Raw genomic sequence first — 22245 nt, 5'->3', positions numbered from 1 at the left:
ACGGGACCGGCCTTCTGCTCTGTCTACAGCTGCCCGAGAGGGGCGCCGACTACTTGGTCAGCGGCTCCAGGGTCGGGTCGTTGGCGTAGGCCTCCGCCGCGTTCGCCTTGGTGACGATGACCGGCTTCAGGAGGTAGGCCGGGACGACCTTGACGCCGTTGTTGTACGACTTGTCGTCGTTCGTCTCCGGCTTCTTGCCCGCCTGCAGGTCCTTGACCATCTGGATGGCCTGCTTGACCAGGTTGCGGGTGTCCTTGTTGATGGTCGAGTACTGCTCGCCCGCCATGATGGACTTGACCGACTGCGCCTCGGAGTCCTGACCGGTGACGATCGGGACCGGCTTGCCCGCGCCCTTCACCGAGGTGATGATCGCACGCGCGAGGGTGTCGTTCGGCGACAGGACGCCGTCCAGCTCGGTCGAGCCGTAGCTCTTCGCGAGGAGGGTGTCCATGCGGGTCTGCGCGTTCGCCGGCAGCCAGCCCTGGGTGGCGGTCTGCTTGATGTCGGTCTCACCCGAGACGACCTTCAGCGTGCCGTCGGCGATCTTCGGCTGCAGGACCTTCATGGCGCCGTCGAAGAAGACCTTCGAGTTGGCGTCGTCGGGCGAGCCCGAGAACAGCTCGATGTTGAACTTGGTCTTGCCCGGGTACTTCGCCTTCATGCCGTCGAGGAGGGCCTGGCCCTGCAGCTCGCCGACCTTCTCGTTGTCGTACGCGACGTAGTAGTCGACGTCCTTCGTGTTGAGGATGAGGCGGTCGTACGCGATGACGGTCGCGCCGGCGTCATGCGCGGCCTTGGCCTGCGCGGCGAGCTGGCCGCCGTCGACGGCGCCGATGATGACGACCTTGGCGCCGTTGGTGATCATCGACTGGATCTGCGACTGCTGGTCCGAGACGCCGGAGCCGCCCGCGTACTGCACGTCGCCCTTGAAGCCGGCGGCCTTGAGGCCGTCGGTGAACAGGCCGCCCGCGAGCACCCAGTTCTCCGAGGTCTTGGTCGGGAGCGCGACGCCGATGGAGGCGTCCTTGGCGAAGCCGGAGGCGGTCGACGCGCTGCCGGAGCCGTCACGGCTCGAGCAGCCCGACAGGGCCAGCGCGGCGGCAGCAGCGACAGCCACTGTCGCGAGTGCGATCTTGCGCATTCTTTTCTCTTTCTCTGGTTGTGATGGTGCAGGGTTCGGGAGGTGCGGGTTCAGGAGGTCAGCGACCGCGAGGACTCCTCGGCGGGGTCCGAGGTCGGGAGCACGGCGGGCTGCTCGGCGCCGGCGGCGTCGACCGCGGACTCCCGGCGGCCACGGCCTCCGAGGAGACGTCCGATCAGCGAGGGGCCGCCGCGGCGGTGCGAGTAGACGTCGATGCCGACGGCGATGAGGAGGACGAGGCCCTTGATGATCTGCACCCAGTCGCTGGTCACGCCGAGCAGCTGGAGGCCGTTGTTGAGGACGGCGATGACGAGACCACCGACGATCGAGCCGGCCACGGTGCCGATGCCGCCGGAGACCGCGGCGCCACCGATGAAGACGGCGGCGATCGCGTCGAGCTCCCAGCCGAGGCCGTCCTGCGGACCGGACGAGACCGAGCGCGCCACGGCGATCATGCCGGCCAGCGCGGCGAGCACGGACATGTTCATCATCACGTAGAAGTTGACGCGCTTGATCTTGACGCCCGACAGCTCCGCCGCGTGCGAGTTGCCGCCGACCGCGTAGATGTGGCGACCGAAGATCGTGTTCCGGGTGATGAACGAGTACAGGATGATCAGGACGCCGAGGATGATGCCCGAGACCGGGAACGACGTGCCGACCCGGCCGCCCGCGAACAAGAACGTGAAGTAGATCACGACGGCGTCGAGCACGACGACCTTGAAGACGCTCACCCAGAGAGGCGCCTTCTCGGAGCCCATCTTCGTCTGGGTGCGGCGGGTGCGGACCTCGAGGAGCGCGATGACCACGGCGATGACGATGCCGAGCAGCAGGGTCGAGTTGTTGTAGCCGGTCTCCGGGCCCCACTCCGGGAGGAAGCCGCCGCCGATGAAGGTGAAGCCGTCCGGCACCGGGATGGTGTTGGCATTTCCGATGAGCTGGTTGAGGCCGCGGAAGATGAGCATGCCGGCGAGGGTGACGATGAACGCCGGGACGCCGACGTAGGCGACCCACCAGCCCTGCCAGGCTCCGATCACGGCGCCGACGGCCAGGCCGAGCACGATGGCGAGCGGCCAGGGCAGGTGCCACTGCGTCATCGCCTGGGCGACGATGATGCCGACGACCGCGGCGACCGAGCCGACCGAGAGGTCGATGTGGCCGGCGATGATCACCATGACCATGCCGATCGCCAGCACCAGCACGTAGGCGTTCTGGTTGACCAGGTTGATCAGGTTGACCGGGTCGAGGGTCTTGCCGCCGGTGAGCAGCTCGAACAGCAGGACGATGACGACGAGCGCGCCCAGGATGCCGAACTGGCGTCCCGTCGACTGTCCGCCGCCGAACATCTTGCCGAGGTCCCGGATTCCGCCGGACTTCTTCTTCGCTTCGATCTGAGTGGTCATCGGTCTGCCTTCTTCTTGGCCGAGGTCATGCTTTTCAGGAGGGTTTCGGGGGTGGCCTCCGCGATCGGAAGCTCGTTGGTGATCTGCCCCTCGAAGATCGTGTAGATGCGGTCGGAGATGCCCAGCAGCTCCGGCAGCTCGGAGGAGATGACGATGACGCCCTTCCCCTGCGCGGCGAGTTGCTGGATGATGCCGTAGATCTCGTACTTGGCGCCGACGTCGATGCCGCGCGTCGGCTCGTCGAGGATGAGGATGTCCGGGTCGGTGAACATCCACTTGGCCAGAACGACCTTCTGCTGGTTGCCGCCGGACAGCGTGTTGACGCCGCGGTCGACGTCCGGGGTCTTGATCCGGAGGCTCTTGCGGTACTCCTCCGCGACCGCATACTCCTGCAGGTCGTTCACGACGCCGCGCTTGGCGATCTTCTTCAGCTTGGCCGCGACGATCGACTGCTTGATGTCGTCGAGGAGGTTGAGGCCGAGCACCTTGCGGTCCTCGCTGACGTAGGCGAGGCCGTTGTCGATCGCCTCCGAGACGGTCCGGAGCTGGATCGGCTTGCCGTCCTTGTACGCCTCGCCGGAGACGAAGGTGCCGTACGAGCGGCCGAAGACGCTCATCGCGAGCTCGGTGCGGCCGGCGCCCATCAGGCCGGCGAAGCCGACGATCTCGCCGCGGCGCACAGTGAAGCTCGAGTTCTTGACCACGAGCCGGTCCGCGACCTGCGGGTGCTGCACGACCCAGTCCCGCACCTCGAACAGGACCTCGCCGATGTTCGGCGTGCGGTCGGGGAAGCGGCTGTCGAGCGTGCGGCCGACCATCCCGCGGATGATGCGGTCCTCGTCCACGCCGTCGCCCTTCACGTCGAGGGTCTCGATCGCGCGGCCGTCCCGGATGATCGTGATCTGGTCGGCGACCTTCTCGATCTCGTTGAGCTTGTGGCTGATGATGATGGAGCTGACGCCCTTGTGCTTGAGGCCCACGATCAGGTCGAGCAGGTGGGCGGACTCCGCCTCGTTGAGCGCGGCGGTCGGCTCGTCCAGGATGAGGAGCTTGACGTCCTTGTTGAGCGCCTTGGCGATCTCGACGAGCTGCTGCTTGCCGACGCCGATGTTCTTGATCTGGGTGTCCGGGTCGTCGCTCAGGCCGACGCGCGCGAGCAGCTCGACGGCACGGCGCTTGGCCTCGTTCCAGTTGATGACGCCGCCGCGGCCGGGCTCGTTGCCGAGGAAGATGTTCTCGGTGATCGAGAGCTCCGGGATGAGGGCGAGCTCCTGGTGGATGATCACGATGCCGCGCTGCTCGGAGGACTTGATGTCCTTGAAGCGCATGACCTCGCCCTGGTAGACGATGTCGCCCGTATAAGTCCCGAACGGGTAGACCCCGGAGAGGACCTTCATCAGCGTGGACTTGCCCGCGCCGTTCTCGCCGCAGATGGCGTGGATCTCGTTGGCGTGGACGGTGAGGGAGACATCCTCGAGCGCCTTCACTCCCGGGAATTCCTTGGTGATGGCGCGCATCTGCAGGATGACTGCGTTCGACGGCATCGTCGCTCCTTGGTGTGCTGTTCGGGCTTGGTTCGAGCTGTGCGGGTGCGTGGTTGCGCCTAAGTAGTAAACGCTAAACCTAATCTTGTCGTCAAATAGTGAAGACAACAAATACATAACGACGCGCTGACTTTCGTCACGAATGTCGAGATACGCGCGCGCAAACGCGACATTCGTGACGAATGTCGGCGCTATTCGTTGCCGTCGAGGGCGCCCTGGATGACCAGGGCGGCGGCGCCGAGGGATTCGGCGCGGTCGCCGAGGGACGAGATCCGCACGCGGGTCGTCTCGGCGATCACCGGGATGGCGTTGTGCTGGATGCCGCGCCGGATCGGCTCCAGGAGCGCGTCCCCGAGTCCGACCAGCGGTCCGCCGATGAGCACAAGCTCCGGGTTGATGACGTTCGCGATGCTGCCGATCGCCTGGCCGATCGCCGTGCCGGCGTCGCTCACCACACGAAGCACGGCCGGGTCGCGCTCGCGTCCGCGGCGCAGGATGTCGGCCGTGCTCACCGGGGCGTTGACCCCGTGCCCGAGCGTTTCGATCATCACGCTCGTGGACGCGATTGTCTCCAGGCAGCCCCGGTTGCCGCACCGGCAGATCACGCCCTGCTCGGTGACCGGGGTGTGGCCGAGCTCGCCCGTGATCCCGAGGAACCCGTAGTACGGCAGGCCGTTGAGGATCAGCCCGGCGCCGATGCCGGTGCCGATCTTGACGAAGATCAGGTTGCGGACCCCGCGGTTGGCGCCCCAGGTCACCTCGGCGAGCGCGCCGAGGTTCGCGTCGTTGTCGACGACCACCGGGAACCGGAACGCCTCCTCCAGGTCGCGCAGCCGCACTCCCACCCACTCCGGGAGGATGGCGCCCTGCAGCACGGTTCCCGTGCGCCGGTCGATGGGACCGGGGATGCCGATCCCGACCGCCAGAACGGCCTGCCGGTCGTGGCCGCCGGCCGCGAGCATCCGGTCGAGGAGCTCCGCCGCCTGCCGCACGGCGCCCGCCACGTCGTAGCCGAGCGGGAGCGCCATCTCGTCCTCCGCGATCACCTCGTAGCCGAGGGTGGAGAGCACGATGCGCGCGTGCCGCCGGCCGAAGTCCACGCCGACCGCGATGTCCCCGGTGTCCGTGAGCTGCACGAGCAGGGCGCGTCGGCCGCTCGAAGTCACCGGCGAGGTCTCGACGACGCCCTTCGCCGCCATGTCGCGGACGATGTTCGACACGGTGGCGGTGGAGAGTCCCGTCCCGCGCGCCAGCTCAGCCTGGGTGGATGGTCCGTTGGCGAGGAGGAACTCGACGAGCCGCTCCTGGTTCAAGTGCCTCAGCGCGCCTTGCGACCCGGGATTGCGTGCGCCACGCGAGGGAGGACCCTGAGTGGCGGTCATGCGATAAGAGTGAATGATCGCTGAGTTGTAGTCAAGTTGTGAACGTAACGGTTGGACAGGCGTGGCTGCGAAGGTGTTCAGCCTCCCTGCGACAATGGACCCATGCCCATCCTGAACAAGGACATGCAGGTCTGCATCTCGCTGTCCGGCCGCCCCAGCAACATCGGCACGCGGTTCCACAACTTCCTGTACGACGAGCTCGGACTGAACTTCGTCTACAAGGCGTTCACCACCGACGACCTGGAGGGCGCGGTGCGCGGCATCCGCGCGCTCGGCTTCCGCGGCTGCTCCGTGTCGATGCCGTTCAAGGAGGCGATCATCCCGCTAGTCGACAACCTGGAGCCGTCGGCGCTGGCGATCGAGTCGGTCAACACCGTCGTCAACGAGGACGGGCTGCTCACGGCCTCCAACACCGACTACGAGGCGGTGGCACAGCTCCTCTCCGAGCATGCGGTCGATCCCTCCTCCCGCGTGATCGTGCGCGGGTCGGGCGGCATGGCCAAGGCGGTCGTCGCGGCGTTCCGCGGGGCCGGGTTCGACGACCTTACGGTGCTGGCCCGCAACGCGGAGGCCGGGACCGCGCTGGCAGACAAGTACGGGTACTCCTGGACGGCGAGCGAGCCCGGGCCGGACTTCGACGTGATCGTCAACGTCACACCGCTCGGGATGCGCGGAGCCGATGAGTCCGCGCGGGCGTTCGGCGACGCGTTCGTGCAGCGGGCGTCCGTCGTGTTCGACGTCGTGGCGTTCCCGTCCGAGACCCCGCTCGTCGCGGCGGGACGCGCCGCGGGCAAGCGGCTGATCACCGGAGCGGAGGTCATCGCCCTGCAGGCCGCGCGGCAGTTCGAGCGGTACACCGGCGTCGCGCTGACCCCGGACCAGATTGCGCGGGCGTCGGAGTTCTCCCGGGCCGAGTGATCACGCAGACCGTTTGATCAGGCAGCATGGCGGGCCCGACGCCTAGAATGACCGACGTGTCCGAAGACCTCCTCGCCCTCGAGAATCAGGTCTGCTTCGGCCTCGCCGTCGCCGCGCGCAGCGTGATCGCCCTGTACCGGCCTGTGCTGGAGCCGCTCAACCTGACCCACCCGCAGTACCTCGTGATGCTCGCGCTCTGGGAACGCGAGCCGCAGTCGGTGAAGGAGCTGAGCGACGCGCTTCAGCTCGAGCCGGCCACCCTCTCCCCGCTGCTGAAGCGGCTGGAGGCGAACGGCTACGTCGAGCGCCGGAGGAGCGTCGTCGACGAGCGCACGCTGGACGTCACCCTCACGCGCGCCGGACGGGAGCTGCGCGCCGAGGCGGAGAAGATCCCGCCGCGGATCATCGCGCGCCTCGGCCTGCCGATGGACGACATCCTGAACCTGCGGGAGAGCCTGCGCGCGATCATCGCGGCAGCTGTCCGGGAGTCCTGAGCGTTACGCTCGCCCTTCAGGCCGCGACAGGGCAGACCAGCCGGCTGGCGTCGCGCTGGCCCTCGGGCCGCAGCACGGAGTGCTCGGTCATCGGCCGCCCGCAGATCGGGCACGGCGCCGCTGGAGACCGGAGGTCGGGGCCCTCGGGATGCCCGGCGCCGAGCTGCGCGGGACCGGCCACGCGGATCAACTTGGCGTTCCAGCGCGCATACCACTGCGCGAAGCGACCGGACATTATGACTCTCTCCTGACTGATAGTTAGGGTACTAACTAATAGTGTAACGCGATTCGACCATGACCCGGGGGTCAGGGTTTACGCTGACGGCGGAGCGAACATCCCGGCTCCGCGAGGTGGAACATGCAGATCGGCGAGCTGGCCGGACGGGCCGGCGTGACGGTGAAGGCCGTGCGCTACTACGAGCGTCTCGGGCTGGTCGCGCCCCAGCGGCTGCCGAACGGCTACCGCGACTACGACGACGCGCAGCTCCGCGCGGTCCGGGAGATCCGCGAACTCTCCGCCACCGGCATCCCGCCGGGCAAGGCGGCGCCGTTCATCGCGTGTCTGGGCTCCGGCCACGCCCGCAGCGACGAGTGCCCCGCCTCCGTCGCCGCATACCTGGACGGCCTCGCCGAGGTGGAGGCCGCGATCGCGGTCCTGGAGGCCCGCCGCGAGCAACTGGCCCGGCGCCTCGCGTCGGCGACCGGCGACGTGCCCGGCCCGCCGGACACCGGGTACGGCTGCACGGTGGCCGCAGATCATCCCGCGGGATGACCCCCTCCCGACCATCGGCCGATGTCCGGCACGCCCTCCCCCGCTTGACTTGATGTCGTGGCCGGTCGCCCGGCGGGCGGCCACCCATCAGCCGGACGAGGGGCCGGCCGAGGAGGAGGGGAGACGATGACCACGCTGGAGCACCGCCAACACCAGGGGGGCCTGGTGCGAGCACGGGGAACGCTCGCGGTTGCGGCGGACAACGCCTATCTCAGGCTGCTCTCCGCGCTGGTCATCCTCGCGGCCGGCGCCGCGTCGCTGATTCTCGTGATCGGACTCGTGCTCGACGTGATCGTGCCGCTGATCTTCGGGAACGAGCTGCGGGCGCTGGCCGTGCTCCTTCCGCACTGACGTCAACCTCGGTCGCAGGCTCCCTCGGCGCTGGGGTCGCGGCATCGCTCCGCGCTACCCTTGAGCTCCACCGCGGGCCTAGAGTCGCCCCATGTCCCTCGTCTTCTCGGCCCTCGCGTCCCTGGACGGCTACACCGTCGACACCTCCGGCTCGTTCGATTGGGCTGCGCCCGACGAGGAGGTGCACGCTGCCGTCAACGCCCGCGAGCGCGGAATCGGCACCTACCTCTACGGCCGTCGCATGTTCGAGACCATGCGCGTCTGGCAGGACATGGGCGGCGCGGACGCACCCGGCGTGATCCGCGAGTACGCGGACATCTGGCGCGACGCCGACAAGGTCGTGTACTCGTCGTCCCTCACCGGCGTGACGACGCCGCGCACGGCCGTCGAGTCCGTATTCGATCCGGCTGCCGTCCGTGCGCTGGTGGAGGCCGCGCCCGGGGACGTCTCCATCGGCGGCCCGACCCTCGCCGCGGAGGCCTTCCGCGCGGGATTGGTCGACGAGGTCGTCCTCTATCTCGTTCCGGTGTCCGTGGGTGGGGGCACGGCCGCGCTGCCGACCGATCTCATGCTCCACCTCGAGTTGCAGGAGGAGCACGCCTTCCGCTCCGGGACCGTGATGCTGCGCTACCGGGTCAGCGCACCCGCAGCGTGACGCTCGGCCGGTCGAGAGCGTCCTCCAGGTCGCGCAGGGTGACGCCGTGCTCGCCGAGGATGGCGACCGGGTAGAAGAAGGCGTCGTACCCGGTGCCCGTGCCGGGGAGGTCCACTCCGTCCGACTCGAACGGGAGCGGATGGCCGGAGGTGCGGGTGACCAGGTCGCCGTCGTCGCCCAGCTCGACCGAGACCGAGCGAGTCGCCGCTCCGCGCTCCAGGAAGCTCCAGCTCATCGCCGGCAGCCGCACGTCGATCGTCGCCCGGTAGAGGTCGCGCTGCTCGCTGAGGAGGCCGGCGGCCCAGCCGACCGTCTCAGTGGCGCCGTGCAGCAGCATCCAGCCGTTCATGGCGGAAGTGAGGACGAGCAGCCCGGAGCCTTCGCCGAGGTGGGGGTTCTCGCACCAGGAGAACTGCTCGTCGAGGATCTCGGCCTCCAGCTCGGTCGCGACGCCGCGCGCGGGCTCGGCGGGCAGGAAGATCCAGCTTCCGCTCGCGAACACCTCGAAGAGCGGTTCGCTCAGCACCGGGACGTCCTCGGACACGTGAGGATTCTACGGCGCGGCGATGCCCGGCCGGTGGCGGAGTCGGTGCGCTCCGGCCGCCTCCGCTGTCACCCCTCGGCGACCCCGGTCGCGAGCCGATCCACCCGGCGGAGGGAGCGGTCCACGAGGGTGATCACGAGGAACACGGCGCTCGCCCCCAGCATGAACCAGGCCAGGTCGTGCAGGCCGGACGTGTCGGCGGTCGTGTGGAAGAAGGCTCCGGTCGCCGCCGAGGCGAGCATCGCGCCCAGGTACATGAAGGTGCGCAGCAGCCCCGAGGTCGCGCCCATCCGGGCCGGGTCGGCCTGGTGGTAGAGCGTGTTCTGGATGGCGAGGTTCACCAGCCCCTGCGGGACGCCGGTGACGATGGCGATGAGCACGAGGAACCAGAGCGCCGCCTCCGCGCCGACCAGGAGCAGCAGCACCGCCATCACGAGCTGGCCGACGGCGCCGACGATGAGCTTCCAACGGATCTCCGGCTTTCTCCCGAACACCGACGCGACCACGATCCCAATGCCGAAGGTCGGTAGCAGGATGAGGCCCGCGGCGGCCGGCGACAGGCCACGCCCGCCCTCCAGCCACTGCGTGAAGCCGTAGAGGTAGCAGTACGAGACGGTCGCGGCGAGCACGCCGCGCGCGTACGTCACCAGCAGCGGCACGTTGCCCGCGAACACGCGCACGTCGATGAACGGGTCCGCACGGCGCAGCTCCCACAGCGCGAAGGCCGCGCCGAACACCGCCGCGAGTCCGAGCAGCCAGACCTGCGCGACCCGGATGTCCATCAGGAAGAGCAGGAGGCTCACCAGGGTGCCGGCGAAGAGCGCGATGCCGAAGTAGTCCAGGCGCTCGCGGGTCGGGCGGGGCGCATCCAGCGCAGTCCGCTTCGGCAGGAAGAGCAGGCTGAGCACCAGCGACGCGATCGCCAACGGGATGTTGACCGCGAACGTCGCCCGCCAGCCGCCCACCTGGATGAGGAGGCCGCCGAGCGTCGGTCCGATGACCGCGATGGTCTGGGTCGTCACCGACAGGGCGGTCAGCACGCCGGCCGGGCTGCGCATCCCGGTCCGGGTCGCCTCGCTGCGGATGAGGTACATCGCCGCCGGGTAGCCCGCGCAGGTGCCGAAGCCGAGGATGACGCGCGCGATCACCAGCACAGCGATGTTCGGCGCGAACACGCCGATCACGCCGGCGAGCCCGGTCAGGATCGCGCCGGCGATCGACAGCCGCCGCGGCCCGAACATGTCCACCAGCCGGCCGACGAGCGGCTGCCCGATGGAGGTCGCCAAGTAGAGCGAGGACACCAGCCAAGCCGTCTCGGAGGCCGGCGCGCCGAGCGCGGTGGCGATGGGGACGAGCGCGACGGCGATGATCGAGGAGTTGACCGGGTTGAGGACGGCGCCGATCATCATCGGAGCGAGGAGCCGGCGGTCGAAGCGATCCGCTGGACCGGGCTTCGCGGCGATGAGGTCGATCACGGACCCACCAGCTTCTCGATCAGCGCCGTCGCCGCGAGGACCGTCTGGCGCTCCTCCTCGGTCAGCCGCTCCTCCATGGCGTGCGAGAGCCACTCGCGACGGGCGTCGAGGTTGCCGCTCTCGGCCTCACGGCCGGTGTCGGTCAGCGAGACGAGCTGCCGCCGCCCGTCGGTCGGGTCGGGCGTGCGGACGACCAGCCCGAGCTCCTCGAGCGACGCGATCGTGGTGGCCATCGACTGCGGGCGCACGCCCTCCAGCTCGGCGAGTCGGGAGGCCGTGTTGCCCTCGCCCTTGCCGATGCGGGCGAGCGCGGACGACTGCTGGGCGCTGAGGCCGGCCGGCTCGGTCGCCACCTCGCGCAGGCGGCGGCGGAGCCGGGCGAACGCGACGCGGAGGTCGAGCGCCGCGCGGATGGAGGAGGGAGAGGGATCGGGCATATCGTCAGTTTAGCTGTTCAGTCGTAACTGTGCAGTCGGAACTGTCTAATTGCCGTTCATGCGCACCGGCTAGGCTGCCACCCGTGACCGCCCCCACCTCCCCTCCCTCGGGCGCGCTCGCCCGGCGCCTGAACCTCGGCGACGCCGTCATGATCGGCCTCGGCTCCATGATCGGCGCCGGGATCTTCGCGTCGTTCGCCCCCGCCGCGGCCGCTGCCGGGGCCGGCCTGCTCGTGGGTCTCGTCGTGGCCGGATTCATCGCGTTCTGCAACGCGACCTCCTCCGCGCAGCTCGCGGCGCAGTACCCGACCTCGGGCGGCACCTACGTCTACGGGCGCGAGCGGCTGGGCGAATGGCCCGGCTTCGTCGCCGGCTGGTCGTTCGTGATCGGCAAGACCGCGAGCTCGGCGGCGATGGCGATCACGTTCGCCACCTACGCGGTCCCCGGCGCCTGGGTGAAGCCGGTCGCCATCCTCGCCGTCCTCGCGCTGACCGTCGTCAACACGCTCGGGATCACGCGGACCGCCCTGCTCACCCGCGTCCTGGTCGTCATCGCCCTGCTTGCGCTCACCGTCGCCGTCGTCATCGGCTTCACGCACACCGCGGCGAGCGCCGGCGCTCCCGGCACGCCGCCGACGATCTACGGCGTCCTCCAGTCGGCCGGATTCCTGTTCTTCGCTTTCGCGGGATACGCCCGGATCGCGACCATGGGCGAGGAGGTCGTGAACCCGGCCCGCACCATCCCGCGCGCCATCACGACCGCCCTCACGATCACACTCGTCGTCTACGCGCTCGTCGCGGTGTCCGCCCTCCACGCGCTCGGCCCCGCCGGTCTCGCTTCCGCTCCGGCCCCGCTCGGCGCCGTCGCCGACACCACGGGCGCGGACTGGCCGGGCGTGGTCATCCGGATCGGCGCGGCCGCCGCCGCCCTCGGCGCACTCCTGGCGATGATCGCCGGGATCGGCCGGACCAGCCTGGCGATGGCCCGCAACCGCGACCTCCCCGGCTGGTTCGCCGCCGTGCACCCGCGCTTCCATGTCCCCTACCGAGCGGAGTTGGCCCTCGGCCTGGTGGTCTGCCTGCTCGTGGCGGTCACCGACCTCCGCGGCGCGATCGGCTTCTCGTCGTTCGGCGTGCTCCTCTATTACTTCGTCGCGAATCTGTCGGCGTGGACGCAGGACCGCGCGCACCGCCGGTACCCGCGGGCGCTGGCGGTCGCGGGGGCGGCGGGATGCCTGGTGCTGGTGGTGACGTTGCCGGTGACCTCGATCGCGGCCGGGATCGTCGTGCTCGCGGTGGGCGTCGGGTATCGGGCGGTGCGTGTGCGCATCGCGCGCTGACCAGCGTCCATCCGCTATTTACATCGGGCGGCGATTGTAGGAACCTCGCAGGTATCAATCGAATGAGGTTCGCTCATGATCTCTGCGCATCGGAGCCGGTTCGTCGCCCTCGCCGCACTGGCCGCCCTGATCGGGCTCTCCCTCTCGCCGGTGTCCCCCGCGACGGCAGCCTCCGGTCTCGCCACGGATGTGGTGGTCAGCGGGCATCAGACGAACGCTTCCACCACTGTGGTCTCGCCCGTGTTCAGCACGACGCAGAGCGGCGAGCTGCTCCTGGCCTTCGTCACCGCCGACGGTCCGGCGGTGGCGGGGAGCGAGACGTTCCCCTCGGTGACCGGAGCCGGGCTCACCTGGCAGCTGCGCAAACGGGTGAACGCCCAGTACGGGACGGCGGAGATCTGGCAGGCCGTCTCCAGCGGCGTGATCACCAACGCCACCGTCACGGCCACCCACGGCGGCACGGCCCTCGCGGCCATCACGGTCGTCGGCTTCACCGGCGCCGACACCGCGACAGCGGGCGCGGTCGCGGGCGCGAGCGGCACCTCGGGAGCGCCCTCCACGACGCTCACCACCACCCGGACGGGGTCCTGGGTCTGGGGAGTCGGCGAGGACTGGGACAACGCCACGGCACGAACGGTGGGGCCGGCCCAGACGAAGGTCGATGAAGACCTGGCGTCGTCCGGCGACACGTTCTGGACGCAGCGGCAGACGTCGGTCACCACCACGCCCGCACCGACGAGCGTCGCCGTCAACGACACCGCACCGACGACGGACCGGTGGAACCTCGCCGCGATCGAAGTCCTGCCGGCCAGCACGCAGGACACGGTACCGCCCAGTGTCAGCATGAGCGCCCCGGCCAGTGGAACCACGGTCACCGGCACTGTCGCGGTGTCGGCGACCGCCACGGACAACGTCGCCGTCGCCTCCGTGCAGTTCCTGCTCGACGGAGCACCCGTCGGGTCGGTCGTCACCAGCTCGCCGTACTCCATCCAATGGGACAGCACCGCGGTCGCCAACGGGAGCCATACCCTGTCCGCGATCGCCCGCGACAGCTCCGACAACCAGGCCACCGCGCCGCCGGTCACGGTCACCGTGAGCAACACCGCGAACGATCCGTCGGTCGTCGGATCGTGGGGGCCGGTCGTCCCCTGGCCCGAGGTCTCGATCCACGCGGCTCTCACCGACACGGGCAAGGTCCTGACCTGGCAGGGCGACTTCTCCGCGAACGGTCAGCAGTACCTGCTCGACCCGGTGAGCGGCGACTACATCCAGGTGCCGAACGGCGCCATCGACCTGTTCTGCGCAGGACAGGCCGTGCTGGCCGACGGACGGATCGCCGTGATCGGCGGCACCGCGACCAGCGGCGGGCTCGGGATCACCGCGGTGAACGCCTTCGATCCGGGCACCCAGACCTGGGCGCCCCTGAAGTCGATGAACCATCCACGGTGGTATCCGACGGGCACCACGCTCGCGGACGGTCGCGTCCTGGTCACCTCCGGCTCGAACACCGGCCTGACCGACATCGTCCCCATCCCCGAGGTGTACAACCCGCCCACGAACACCTGGACCGACCTCACCGCCGCGAGCAACCCGATCCCGTACTACCCCTTCATGTACCAGCTGCCGGACGGCCGGGTGCTGCAGGCCGGTGCGTCCGAACAGCCCACCACGACTCAGGCTCTGAACGTCGCGACGCAGCAGTGGACCACGGTCGACAGCCAGGTGCTGGACGGCGCGTCCATCACCAACTACGCCCCGGGCAAGTTCCTGAAGGCGGGCACCGCGTCCGACGGCGGTTTCACCGGGACGTCCGCGAACACCGCCTACACCCTCGACATGAACCAGCCGAACCCGGCGTGGAAGGCGACCGCCTCGATGGCCTACCCGCGCAGCTTCGTGGATCTCACCAACCTCCCGGACGGAACCGTGCTCGCCACCGGCGGCGGAACCGACAAGTCCGGACAGGACGTCACGAAGGCGGTGAAGCCGGCCGAGATCTGGAACCCGGGCACCGGGACCTGGACGACCGTGGCCGCCCTGACGGCGCCGCGGCTGTACCACTCGGTCGCGCTCCTGCTGCCCGATGGCCGCGTGTTCGTCTCGGGCGGTGGTGGCGACAACGGCGTGACCAACCAGCTCAGCTACCAGATCTACTCGCCTCCCTACCTGTTCAAGGGCGCACGGCCGACGATCACGTCCGCGCCCTCGACGGTCCAGTACGGCGCGAGCGCGTTCATCCAGACCCCGGACGCGGCGGGCATCGCCTCGGTGTCCCTGATCCGGACCGGCTCGGACACGCACGCGTTCGACCAGAACACCCGCGGGATGCAGCTGTCGTTCAGCCAGGCCCCCGGCGGCCTGAACGTGCAGCTTCCGCCCAACGGGAACTGGGCGCCGCCCGGGTACTACATGCTCACGATCGTGAACGCGAAGGGCGTGCCGTCGACGGCCGCCATGGTCCGCTTCCCCGCACCCTATGAGGACACCGTCCCGCCGACGGCGCCCACCGGTGCGACGGCGACCGGCGGGGTCGGAAGCGTCACGCTGGGCTGGACCGCCTCCACGGACAACGTGGGAGTGACGGGGTACAACGTCTACCGCTCCACCGCCTCCGGCTTCACCCCCGGTGCGTCGAACCTGGTGAAGCAAGTCGGCGGCACCACAACCGCCTACACGGACACAGGCCTCGCGCCCAGCACGTACTACTACCGGATCGCAGCAGTGGACGCGGCCGGGAACGTGAGCCCGCCCTCGGCGGAGGTGTCGGCGACCGCGCTCACCGACACGACGCCGCCCTCCGCTCCCGGCACCCTCACCGCGTCCGCCGGGCCGAGCGGAATCGCCCTGACCTGGGTCGCGAGCACGGACAACGTGGGCGTCACGCGGTACAACATCACCCGGAACGGCGCACCGCTCACGACGACGACCGGAACGAGCTACACCGACGCCGCGGTCGTGGGCGGCACCTCCTACACGTACACGGTGACCGCGCAGGATGCCGCGGGCAACGTCAGCGCGGCGTCCAACAGCGCCACGGCGACGGCCGTGTCCGGACCGCAGGCGATCACCGTCGACAAGCTCGTGACGAAACATCAGAGCACGGCTGCGACGTCGGTCGCCGTCAGCGGCCTCACCACCACCGGCACGAACGAACTCCTTCTGGCGTTCATCAGCTCGGACGGCGGGAGCGCCGCACAGATCGGCTCGGTGACCGGAGGCGGCCTGACCTGGACGCTGCGCCAGCGCTCCAACGGCCAGCCGGGCACGGCGGAGGTCTGGCAGGCCGTGGCGCCGACGCCGCTGTCGAACGTGACCGTCACGGCCACCCAGAAGTCCGGATCGTGGCAGTCGTCGCTCACGGTCGCCGGATTCCTCGGCGCCGACACCAGCACAGGAGCGGTCATCGGAGCGAACGCCGCCAGCGGCGCTCCGACCGCGACGCTCACCACGACGCGCGCCGGCTCCTGGGTGTGGGGAGTGGGAACCGACTGGACAGCGGCGGGAGCGCGGACGGCCGGCGCCGGCCAGACGCTGGTCGACCAGTACCTCTCCCCCTCCGGCGACACCTACTGGCTGCAACGCACGAACGCCCCCACCGCCACCGCGGGAACCCCCGTCACGATCAACGACACGGCACCCACGACGGACATGTGGGACCTGGCGCTGATCGAGGTGCTTCCGGCGCCCTGACCCGACAGGCCTAGACGGTCGTGCGGCCGAACGATAGCGTCGGCGCACGGCCGTGGGCTGGCACCGGGGAGGAGGTACCCGTGGCAGGAACGAGCGCGTCACGAACCGTGGATCGTCGAACAGTCCGGTTTCTCCCCGGGGTCACCACGCACAACCTCGTCCGTGAGCTTCTGGCCGGCGTCACCCTCCTCGCCATCGCCATCCCGTTGAACATCGGGTACGCGCAGATCGCGGGTCTACCGGCGACCGCCGGGCTGTACGCTCTGGTGGTCCCCGCCGTCCTCTACGCGCTCACCGTCTCCTCGCGGCAGCTGGTCGCCTCTCCCGACGCGGCAGCCGCGGCGCTCGTCGCGTCCTCGATCGCAGGCCTCGCGGTCAGCCAGGGCAACTACATCGCGTTGACGCTCGCGCAGGCCGTGATCGGTGGCGTGCTGTTCCTGGCGTGCGCGTTCCTCAAGCTGGGGTTCCTCGCGAATTTCCTCTCCAAGCCGATCCTCGTCGGCTTCGTCGGTGGTCTGGCGCTCGACATCCTGGTGTCGCAGGTGGCGAAGATGCTCGGGGTGAAGATCGACTCCGGTGGCGAGTTCGTCGACAAGCTCGGTGGACTCATCACCGGGCTGCCGAACCTGAACGGCTGGTCCGTCCTGATCGCCGCGGGCGCGCTCGTGGTTCTGCTCGGCGGACGCCGCATCGCCGGGGTGGTTCCGTGGGCGCTCGTGGTGCTCGTGGTCGGGACGGTCATCGTCGTCCTGACCGATGCGCCCGCCGCCGGGGTCTCCGTGCTGGGAACGGTTCAGGCCGGACCGCCGACATTCACCTGGCCGGTGATCGACTGGTCGCAATGGCTGGCCGTCATCCCCTCCGCGATCGCGCTCACCCTCGTCACAATGGGTGAGGGACTGCTCGTGTCGCGCTCCTACGGCGAGCGGAGGCACTACCCGACGAGTCCGAACCGGGACCTGTTCGCATTCGGGCTCGGCAACCTCGGCGCCGGGATCACCGGCGGCTTCTTCGTCGGATCCTCCACCTCGCGCACCGCCGCGATGGACCAGGCCGGTTCCCGCACCCAAGTGCCCACCCTCGTGACCGCGGTCGGGACACTCGCGCTGCTGATCTTCGGGACTGCGCTACTGGAGGACATCCCCTCCCCGGCCATCGGCGCGATCGTCGCCGTCGCTGTCGTACCCCTGCTCGGGATCCCCGACTTCATCCGCCTGTGGCGACTGGACAAATTCGTTTCGCCATCGCCGCCGCCTGCTTCCTCGGCGCGTTGCTGATCGGGCCGATCGCCGGCATCGTGATCGCGTTCGTCCTCGCCGTCGTCAACGTCACCCGCCGCGCGGCGAACCCGCCGATCGACACCCTCGCCGCTGACGGCGACCCCGCCCACTCGCTCCTCGACGAGGCCGATCCCGGAACCCCTCACCGCGCCCGGCGTCGTCGTCATCCGGCTGGCCGCGCCGCTGTTCTTCGCCAACAGCACGGTCTTCCAGCAGGCCGTCGAGCATGCGGTCGACGCGACCGGCGCCTCGCACGTCGTCCTCGACATGGAGGCGGTCACCGACATCGACGTGACTGGCGCAGAGTCGTGGCAGGCGGTCCAGGAATTCGTCACCGCCCGCGGCGCCGACCTGTCACTCAGCCGCGTCCGACCGGGCATCCGCGACCGGCTGGCCCGGTTGGAGATCGCGTCCGGCGTCATGGTCTTCGACACCAACCGGTCCGCGATCGCAGCGTTGCGCACCGACACCACCACGCAGCCCTAGGAGGACGAGGAGGACGAGCCGATGCCCCAAGCGATCGGAGAGGTGCTGCCGCTGGCGGTCGGCATCGCCATCAGCCCCATCCCCATCCTCGCGGCCATCCTTTGCCTGCAATGAAAGCGAAAGGGCCGGACCGACTTCCGTCGATCCGACCCTCTCGTTCGTGCGCGAGGGGGGACTTGAACCCCCACGCCCTTTCGAGCACTGGCACCTGAAGCCAGCGCGTCTGCCAATTCCGCCACTCGCGCGAACCCAGGAAGACTAACACGTCACGGTCGTCGCCGACGAATCCGCGGAGGAGCCCTGAGGACGATCTTCAGCTGTGAGGCAGCCGTGCGGGGGTGTCTTCCAGGGGGTTCCGACTAACATGCATGTAGCTGGCCAAGCCGGGAGCGGAGACTAGTGGGCATTCTGGACAACTTCGAGCGGGGGCTCGAGCGCGCCGTCAATGGCGCGTTCGCGAAGACCTTCCGCTCCGGGCTGCAGCCCGTCGAGCTCACCAGCGCCATCCGCAAGGAGATGGACACCAAGGCGGCCGTGGTCGCCCGGGACCGCGTGCTGGCGCCGAACCGCTTCGTCCTGCGGATGTCGACCGCCGACTACGCGCGGATGAGCTCGATGGGCGCCGCGCTGACCGACGAGCTCATCTCGTTCGCCCAGAAGCACGCCACCAGCCAGCACTACGCGTTCGCCGGCGGACTCTCCATCGACCTGCGCGAGGATCCCGACATCACGGTGGGGATGCTCCAGATCGACTCGGAGAACGTGAAGGGCGACGTCGCCTGGACGCCGGTGCTCGACATCGACGGACGGCACTACCCGCTCACCTCCGGCCGCACGGTCGTCGGCCGCGGGCAGGACGCCGACATCACGGTCGACGACACCGGCATCTCCCGCCGGCACGTCCTGATCACCTGGGACGGCCGCCGCGCCCAGGTGGAGGACCTCGGCTCCACCAACGGTTCGCAGCTGAACGGGCAGCCGGTGAAGAAGGCGATCCTCGAACCCGACTCCGTCATCACCATCGGCCGCACCCGCATCGTCTTCCGAATCCTCCCGCAGGCGACGCCCGCGCCCGGCTCCGGCCAGGGCGACAACTTCTGGAGCGCCTCGTGAACCCGAGCGAGCTCACCCTCCTGGTGCTGCGGTTCGGCTTCCTGCTGCTGCTGTGGCTGTTCGTGTTCGGCATCGTCTACGCCCTCCGCACCGACCTGTTCGGCCAGCGCGTGCGCAAGCTCCCCGAGTCGCAGGTCCCCGCGTCGCCGTTCCCGGCGCCGGCGGCCGCGCCCGCCGCTGCCCCCGCGGCAGCCCCCGGCCCGGCCGGGCCGACCGAGCCGGTCATGAAGCACGCGCCCGTCTCCAACCTGCCGGCCGGCGCCAACACCGCGTTCGGCGGCACGAACGCGAGCGTGCAGACGGCCCACCGCCTGGTCCTCACCTCCGGTCCGCGTGCCGGCACGGAACTGGCGCTCGGCCGCGACCCGATCACCATCGGACGATCCAGCGAGTCCGGGCTGGTCATCCGCGACGACTACACCTCCACCCACCACGCCCGCCTGCTCCTGTGGAACGACGAGTGGATGATCCAGGATCTGGACTCGACCAACGGCACCTTCCTCGACGGCCGCCGCGTCACCGTCCCGACCCAGGTCCCGCTCGACACCCCGATCAAGATCGGGACGACCACATTCGAGCTGCGACGGTAACCCGTGGCAGGCAATCGCGCAGCGGCCGTCTCCCACGTCGGAAAGATCCGCTCGAACAACCAGGACTCCGGCTATGCCGGTCGTGAGCTGTTCGTGGTGGCCGACGGCATGGGCGGCCACGCCGGCGGCGATGTCGCCAGCGCGATCGCGGTCAACCGCATCAAGGAGGCTGACGGCGAGTACGAGACGGCGTCCGAAGCCGAGTTCGCCCTCCAGTCCGCGCTGATCGCCGCCAACTCCCTGCTCGCCGAGACGGTCTTCGAGCATCCGGAGCTCACCGGGATGGGCACCACCGTCAGCGCGCTGATGCGCGTGGGCGACGAAATGGCCATCGCCCACATCGGCGACTCCCGCATCTACCTCTTCCGCGACGGCGAGCTCAGCCAGGTCTCGGTCGACCACACCTTCGTGCAGCGGCTGGTCGACAGCGGCCGCATCACGGAGGAGGAGGCGATGGTCCACCCGCGCCGCTCCGTGCTGATGCGGGTCCTCGGCGATGTCGACGCCTCCCCCGAGATCGACACCCTCGTCCTCGCGACCAGGCCGGGAGACCGGTGGCTGATCTGCTCCGACGGCCTCAGCGGCGTCGTGAAGCACGACGACCTCCTCGCGGCCCTCGCAGCGCGCGACGCGCCCAAGCAGGTCGCCGACAAGCTGCTGAAACAGAGCCTCGACGCCGGCGCGCCCGACAACGTCACCGTGGTCATCGTCGACATCGCGGACGTGGCCCGCGGCGACGTGGTGAAAGACCCGATCACCGTCGGCTCGGCGGCGTCGCCCCTGCAGTTCGGCGAGCCCAAGCCGACCGCTCGGGCCGCCCGCCTCCCGACCCTCCGCCTCCACCCGGTGCGGCCGGCCACCGGCCCGACGCACTTCGAGCCGCAGTCGGACGACTATTTCGACGAGCTGATCGAGGAGGACGAGCGCCGGGCGCGACGCCGTCGGCTCACCTGGATGATCGGACTGGCGGTGCTCGTCATCGCAATCGTGCTCGCCGTGCTCTTCGGGTACCAGTGGACGCAGTCCCGGTTCTTCGTCGGTGCCTCGCCCGCGGGCAAAGTCGCGATCTACCAGGGCGTCCAGCAGAACCTCGGCCCGATCGTGCTCTCGCACGTCTACGAGGAGTCGGACGTGAAAGTGAAGAGCCTCCCGCAGTACGACAAACAGCTCGTGCAGCAGACCATCAACGCGGACGACCTGGCGGCCGCCCGAGCGATCGTGGACCAGTTGACTGATGCCGCAAAACACTAGCGTGAGCGAGCGGAAGCAGGCCAGGCCGGCCACCGGCCCGGTCAAGCGGTTGCGCCTGCCCGCCAAGCAGCGCAACCTCGAGCTGTTCCTGCTGCTCATCGCCTGCGGCATCAACGCGGCGGCGGTCGTCCTCGTCCAGCTCGGCGCGCTCGGTCACCTCGACCTCACGCTCGTCTACCTCGGCGCCGGCCTGTCCGCGCTGGTGCTCGGGATGCATGTCGCGCTCCGGATCGTCGCGCCGCAGGCCGATCCCTTCCTGCTCCCGATCGCCACGGTCCTGACGGGGATCGGGATCGCCGAGATCTACCGGATCGACATCCACTTCAAGGACTCCGGCTGGAACAGTGCGGGCGTCAAGCAGATCGCCTGGGCGGCCATCGCCATCGTGTGCGCCATCGCGGTCATCATCGTCATCCGCAACCATCGCGTCCTGCTGCGGTACACCTACATCTTCGGCCTCGCCGCCCTCGTGCTGCTGCTCCTGCCGATGCTGCCCGGCATCGGGCGGGAGATCTACGGTGCGCGGGTGTGGATCGGCATCGGCCCGTTCAGCTTCCAGCCGGGCGAACTCGCCAAGCTCTGCCTGGCCGTCTTCTTCGCCGGCTACCTGGTGCAAGCCAGGGACTCCCTGTCGATGGTGGGCAGGAAGTTCCTCGGCATCCGCTTTCCGCGTGCCCGCGACCTCGGCCCGCTGCTGATCGTCTGGTTGATGTCGATGGCCGTGATCGTGTTCCAGCGCGACCTGGGCACCGGACTCCTCATCTTCGGGCTGTTCCTCGTGATGGTCTACGTGGCGACCGCCCGGATCAGCTGGGTCATCCTCGGCCTGCTGCTGATCGTCGGCGGCGCGGTTGCGGCCAGCCAGCTCCTCCCCTACGTGCACGACCGGTTCGCGAACTGGCTCGACCCGTTCTCGCAGAAGGTCTACGACGCGCAGGGCGGCAGCTTCCAGCTCGTCCAGGGCCTCTTCGGCCTCGCGCACGGCGGGCTGATCGGCACCGGGCTCGGCCAGGGTCAACCCTGGATCACGCCCGTGGCGCAGAGCGACTACATCATCGCCAGCCTCGGTGAGGAGCTCGGTCTCGCCGGCCTGTTCGCGATCTTCGCGCTCTACCTGGTCTTCGTGGCGCGCGGCCTCCGGATCGGCTTCGCCGGCCAGGACGACTTCGGGAAGCTGCTCGCGGTGGGGCTCTCCTTCACCGTCGGCCTGCAGTGCTTCATCGTCATCGGCGGTGTGACCCGGGTCATCCCCCTCACCGGCCTGACGACACCCTTCCTCGCGGCGGGAGGCTCGTCCCTGGTGGCCAACTGGATCATCGTGGCACTGCTGCTGCGCCTGTCCGACACCGTCCGCAACCAACCCCGTCTGGTGGTGAGCTGAA

21 protein-coding genes and 1 tRNA gene are annotated in these 22245 nt (G+C 69.5%); 13 read left to right on the top strand and 9 right to left on the bottom strand.

What is annotated here, in order from left to right; translation table 11 throughout:
* Positions 1-49: 49 nt before the first annotated feature.
* The 4 genes from AC1ROW_RS16085 to AC1ROW_RS16070 form a co-directional block, all read right to left on the bottom strand.
* Positions 50-1141: a substrate-binding domain-containing protein gene (locus AC1ROW_RS16085; RefSeq protein ID WP_493019899.1), complete on the bottom strand. Its 1092-nt coding sequence runs from the start codon at positions 1139-1141 to the stop codon at positions 50-52.
* A 50-nt stretch (positions 1142-1191) separates the two neighbouring features.
* Positions 1192-2541, bottom strand: coding sequence for a multiple monosaccharide ABC transporter permease (gene mmsB / locus AC1ROW_RS16080; RefSeq protein ID WP_493019898.1), 1350 nt, complete (start codon positions 2539-2541; stop codon positions 1192-1194).
* Positions 2538-4085, bottom strand: coding sequence for a multiple monosaccharide ABC transporter ATP-binding protein (mmsA, locus tag AC1ROW_RS16075; protein ID WP_493019897.1), 1548 nt, complete (start codon positions 4083-4085; stop codon positions 2538-2540). Before mmsA ends, mmsB begins: the two co-directional genes overlap by 4 nt.
* A gap of 191 nt (positions 4086-4276) precedes the next feature.
* A complete protein-coding gene (locus AC1ROW_RS16070) occupies positions 4277-5467 on the bottom strand; it encodes an ROK family transcriptional regulator (protein ID WP_493019896.1) in 1191 nt (396 codons plus the stop codon).
* 102 nt (positions 5468-5569) lie between these two features.
* Here AC1ROW_RS16070 and AC1ROW_RS16065 point away from each other — a divergent pair, with 102 nt between their 5' ends.
* Together AC1ROW_RS16065 and AC1ROW_RS16060 are read left to right on the top strand one after the other, a co-directional pair.
* Positions 5570-6385 (top strand): shikimate 5-dehydrogenase, encoded by an 816-nt coding sequence (locus AC1ROW_RS16065; RefSeq protein ID WP_493019895.1) that lies wholly within the window; start codon positions 5570-5572, stop codon positions 6383-6385.
* Positions 6386-6441: 56 nt separating this feature from the next.
* Positions 6442-6879 carry a MarR family winged helix-turn-helix transcriptional regulator gene (locus AC1ROW_RS16060; protein WP_493019894.1) on the top strand — a complete coding sequence of 146 codons (438 nt, stop codon included), beginning with the start codon at positions 6442-6444 and terminating at the stop codon, positions 6877-6879.
* A gap of 16 nt (positions 6880-6895) precedes the next feature.
* On the opposite strand, the gene AC1ROW_RS16055 is transcribed toward AC1ROW_RS16060, so the two are convergent.
* Positions 6896-7114 (bottom strand): hypothetical protein, encoded by a 219-nt coding sequence (locus AC1ROW_RS16055; protein ID WP_493019893.1) that lies wholly within the window; start codon positions 7112-7114, stop codon positions 6896-6898.
* 123 nt (positions 7115-7237) lie between these two features.
* On the opposite strand from AC1ROW_RS16055, the gene AC1ROW_RS16050 reads away from it, so the two are divergent.
* The 3 genes from AC1ROW_RS16050 to AC1ROW_RS16040 all read left to right on the top strand — a co-directional run bounded on the left by AC1ROW_RS16050 (position 7238) and on the right by AC1ROW_RS16040 (position 8657).
* Complete coding sequence (locus AC1ROW_RS16050) at positions 7238-7651, top strand: MerR family DNA-binding transcriptional regulator (RefSeq protein WP_493019892.1); 414 nt, start codon at positions 7238-7240, stop codon at positions 7649-7651.
* A gap of 126 nt (positions 7652-7777) precedes the next feature.
* Entirely contained in the window at positions 7778-8002 is a 225-nt protein-coding gene (locus AC1ROW_RS16045) for a hypothetical protein (RefSeq protein ID WP_493019891.1), read from the top strand.
* Positions 8003-8093: 91 nt separating this feature from the next.
* Positions 8094-8657: a dihydrofolate reductase family protein gene (locus tag AC1ROW_RS16040; RefSeq protein ID WP_493019890.1), complete on the top strand. Its 564-nt coding sequence runs from the start codon at positions 8094-8096 to the stop codon at positions 8655-8657.
* On the opposite strand, the gene AC1ROW_RS16035 is transcribed toward AC1ROW_RS16040, so the two are convergent.
* From AC1ROW_RS16035 to AC1ROW_RS16025, 3 genes are all read right to left on the bottom strand, one after another.
* A complete protein-coding gene (locus tag AC1ROW_RS16035; RefSeq protein WP_493019889.1) occupies positions 8638-9201 on the bottom strand; it encodes a hypothetical protein in 564 nt (187 codons plus the stop codon). The genes AC1ROW_RS16040 and AC1ROW_RS16035 overlap by 20 nt on opposite strands.
* A gap of 68 nt (positions 9202-9269) precedes the next feature.
* Entirely contained in the window at positions 9270-10676 is a 1407-nt protein-coding gene (locus AC1ROW_RS16030) for an MFS transporter (RefSeq protein ID WP_493019888.1), read from the bottom strand.
* Complete coding sequence (locus tag AC1ROW_RS16025; protein WP_493019887.1) at positions 10673-11113, bottom strand: MarR family winged helix-turn-helix transcriptional regulator; 441 nt, start codon at positions 11111-11113, stop codon at positions 10673-10675. The genes AC1ROW_RS16030 and AC1ROW_RS16025 overlap by 4 nt, the downstream gene beginning before the upstream one ends.
* Positions 11114-11196: 83 nt before the next feature.
* Here AC1ROW_RS16025 and AC1ROW_RS16020 point away from each other — a divergent pair, with 83 nt between their 5' ends.
* From AC1ROW_RS16020 to AC1ROW_RS16005, 4 genes are all read left to right on the top strand, one after another.
* The gene (locus AC1ROW_RS16020; RefSeq protein WP_493019886.1) at positions 11197-12453 is read left to right on the top strand and encodes an APC family permease; all 1257 of its coding nucleotides are present in this window, start codon (positions 11197-11199) and stop codon (positions 12451-12453) included.
* 75 nt (positions 12454-12528) lie between these two features.
* Entirely contained in the window at positions 12529-16143 is a 3615-nt protein-coding gene (locus tag AC1ROW_RS16015; protein ID WP_493019885.1) for a galactose oxidase-like domain-containing protein, read from the top strand.
* A gap of 80 nt (positions 16144-16223) precedes the next feature.
* Positions 16224-17420 carry a SulP family inorganic anion transporter gene (locus tag AC1ROW_RS16010; RefSeq protein WP_493019884.1) on the top strand — a complete coding sequence of 399 codons (1197 nt, stop codon included), beginning with the start codon at positions 16224-16226 and terminating at the stop codon, positions 17418-17420.
* A gap of 93 nt (positions 17421-17513) precedes the next feature.
* On the top strand, positions 17514-17909 hold the full coding sequence (locus AC1ROW_RS16005) for a sodium-independent anion transporter (RefSeq protein WP_493020132.1): 396 nt from the start codon (positions 17514-17516) through the stop codon (positions 17907-17909).
* Positions 17910-18070: 161 nt separating this feature from the next.
* On the opposite strand, the gene AC1ROW_RS16000 is transcribed toward AC1ROW_RS16005, so the two are convergent.
* Positions 18071-18154 (bottom strand) — tRNA-Leu (locus tag AC1ROW_RS16000).
* Positions 18155-18308: 154 nt separating this feature from the next.
* Between AC1ROW_RS16000 and AC1ROW_RS15995 the strand changes: the two genes are divergently transcribed.
* From AC1ROW_RS15995 to AC1ROW_RS15980, 4 genes are read left to right on the top strand one after another with little or no spacing between them, the layout of a single operon-like run.
* Complete coding sequence (locus AC1ROW_RS15995) at positions 18309-19022, top strand: FHA domain-containing protein (RefSeq protein ID WP_493019883.1); 714 nt, start codon at positions 18309-18311, stop codon at positions 19020-19022.
* Positions 19019-19612, top strand: coding sequence for an FHA domain-containing protein FhaB/FipA (locus AC1ROW_RS15990; protein WP_493019882.1), 594 nt, complete (start codon positions 19019-19021; stop codon positions 19610-19612). Before AC1ROW_RS15995 ends, AC1ROW_RS15990 begins: the two co-directional genes overlap by 4 nt.
* Before the next feature lie 3 nt (positions 19613-19615).
* Entirely contained in the window at positions 19616-20863 is a 1248-nt protein-coding gene (locus AC1ROW_RS15985; protein ID WP_493019881.1) for a PP2C family protein-serine/threonine phosphatase, read from the top strand.
* 1 nt (position 20864) lies between these two features.
* Positions 20865-22244: an FtsW/RodA/SpoVE family cell cycle protein gene (locus AC1ROW_RS15980; protein ID WP_493019880.1), complete on the top strand. Its 1380-nt coding sequence runs from the start codon at positions 20865-20867 to the stop codon at positions 22242-22244.
* The last annotated feature ends 1 nt before the right edge of the window (position 22245 follow it).

The organism is Leifsonia sp. GW821-FHT13C09 (assembly GCF_058806435.1).
This window is presented reverse-complemented; position numbering and strand designations above follow the sequence as displayed.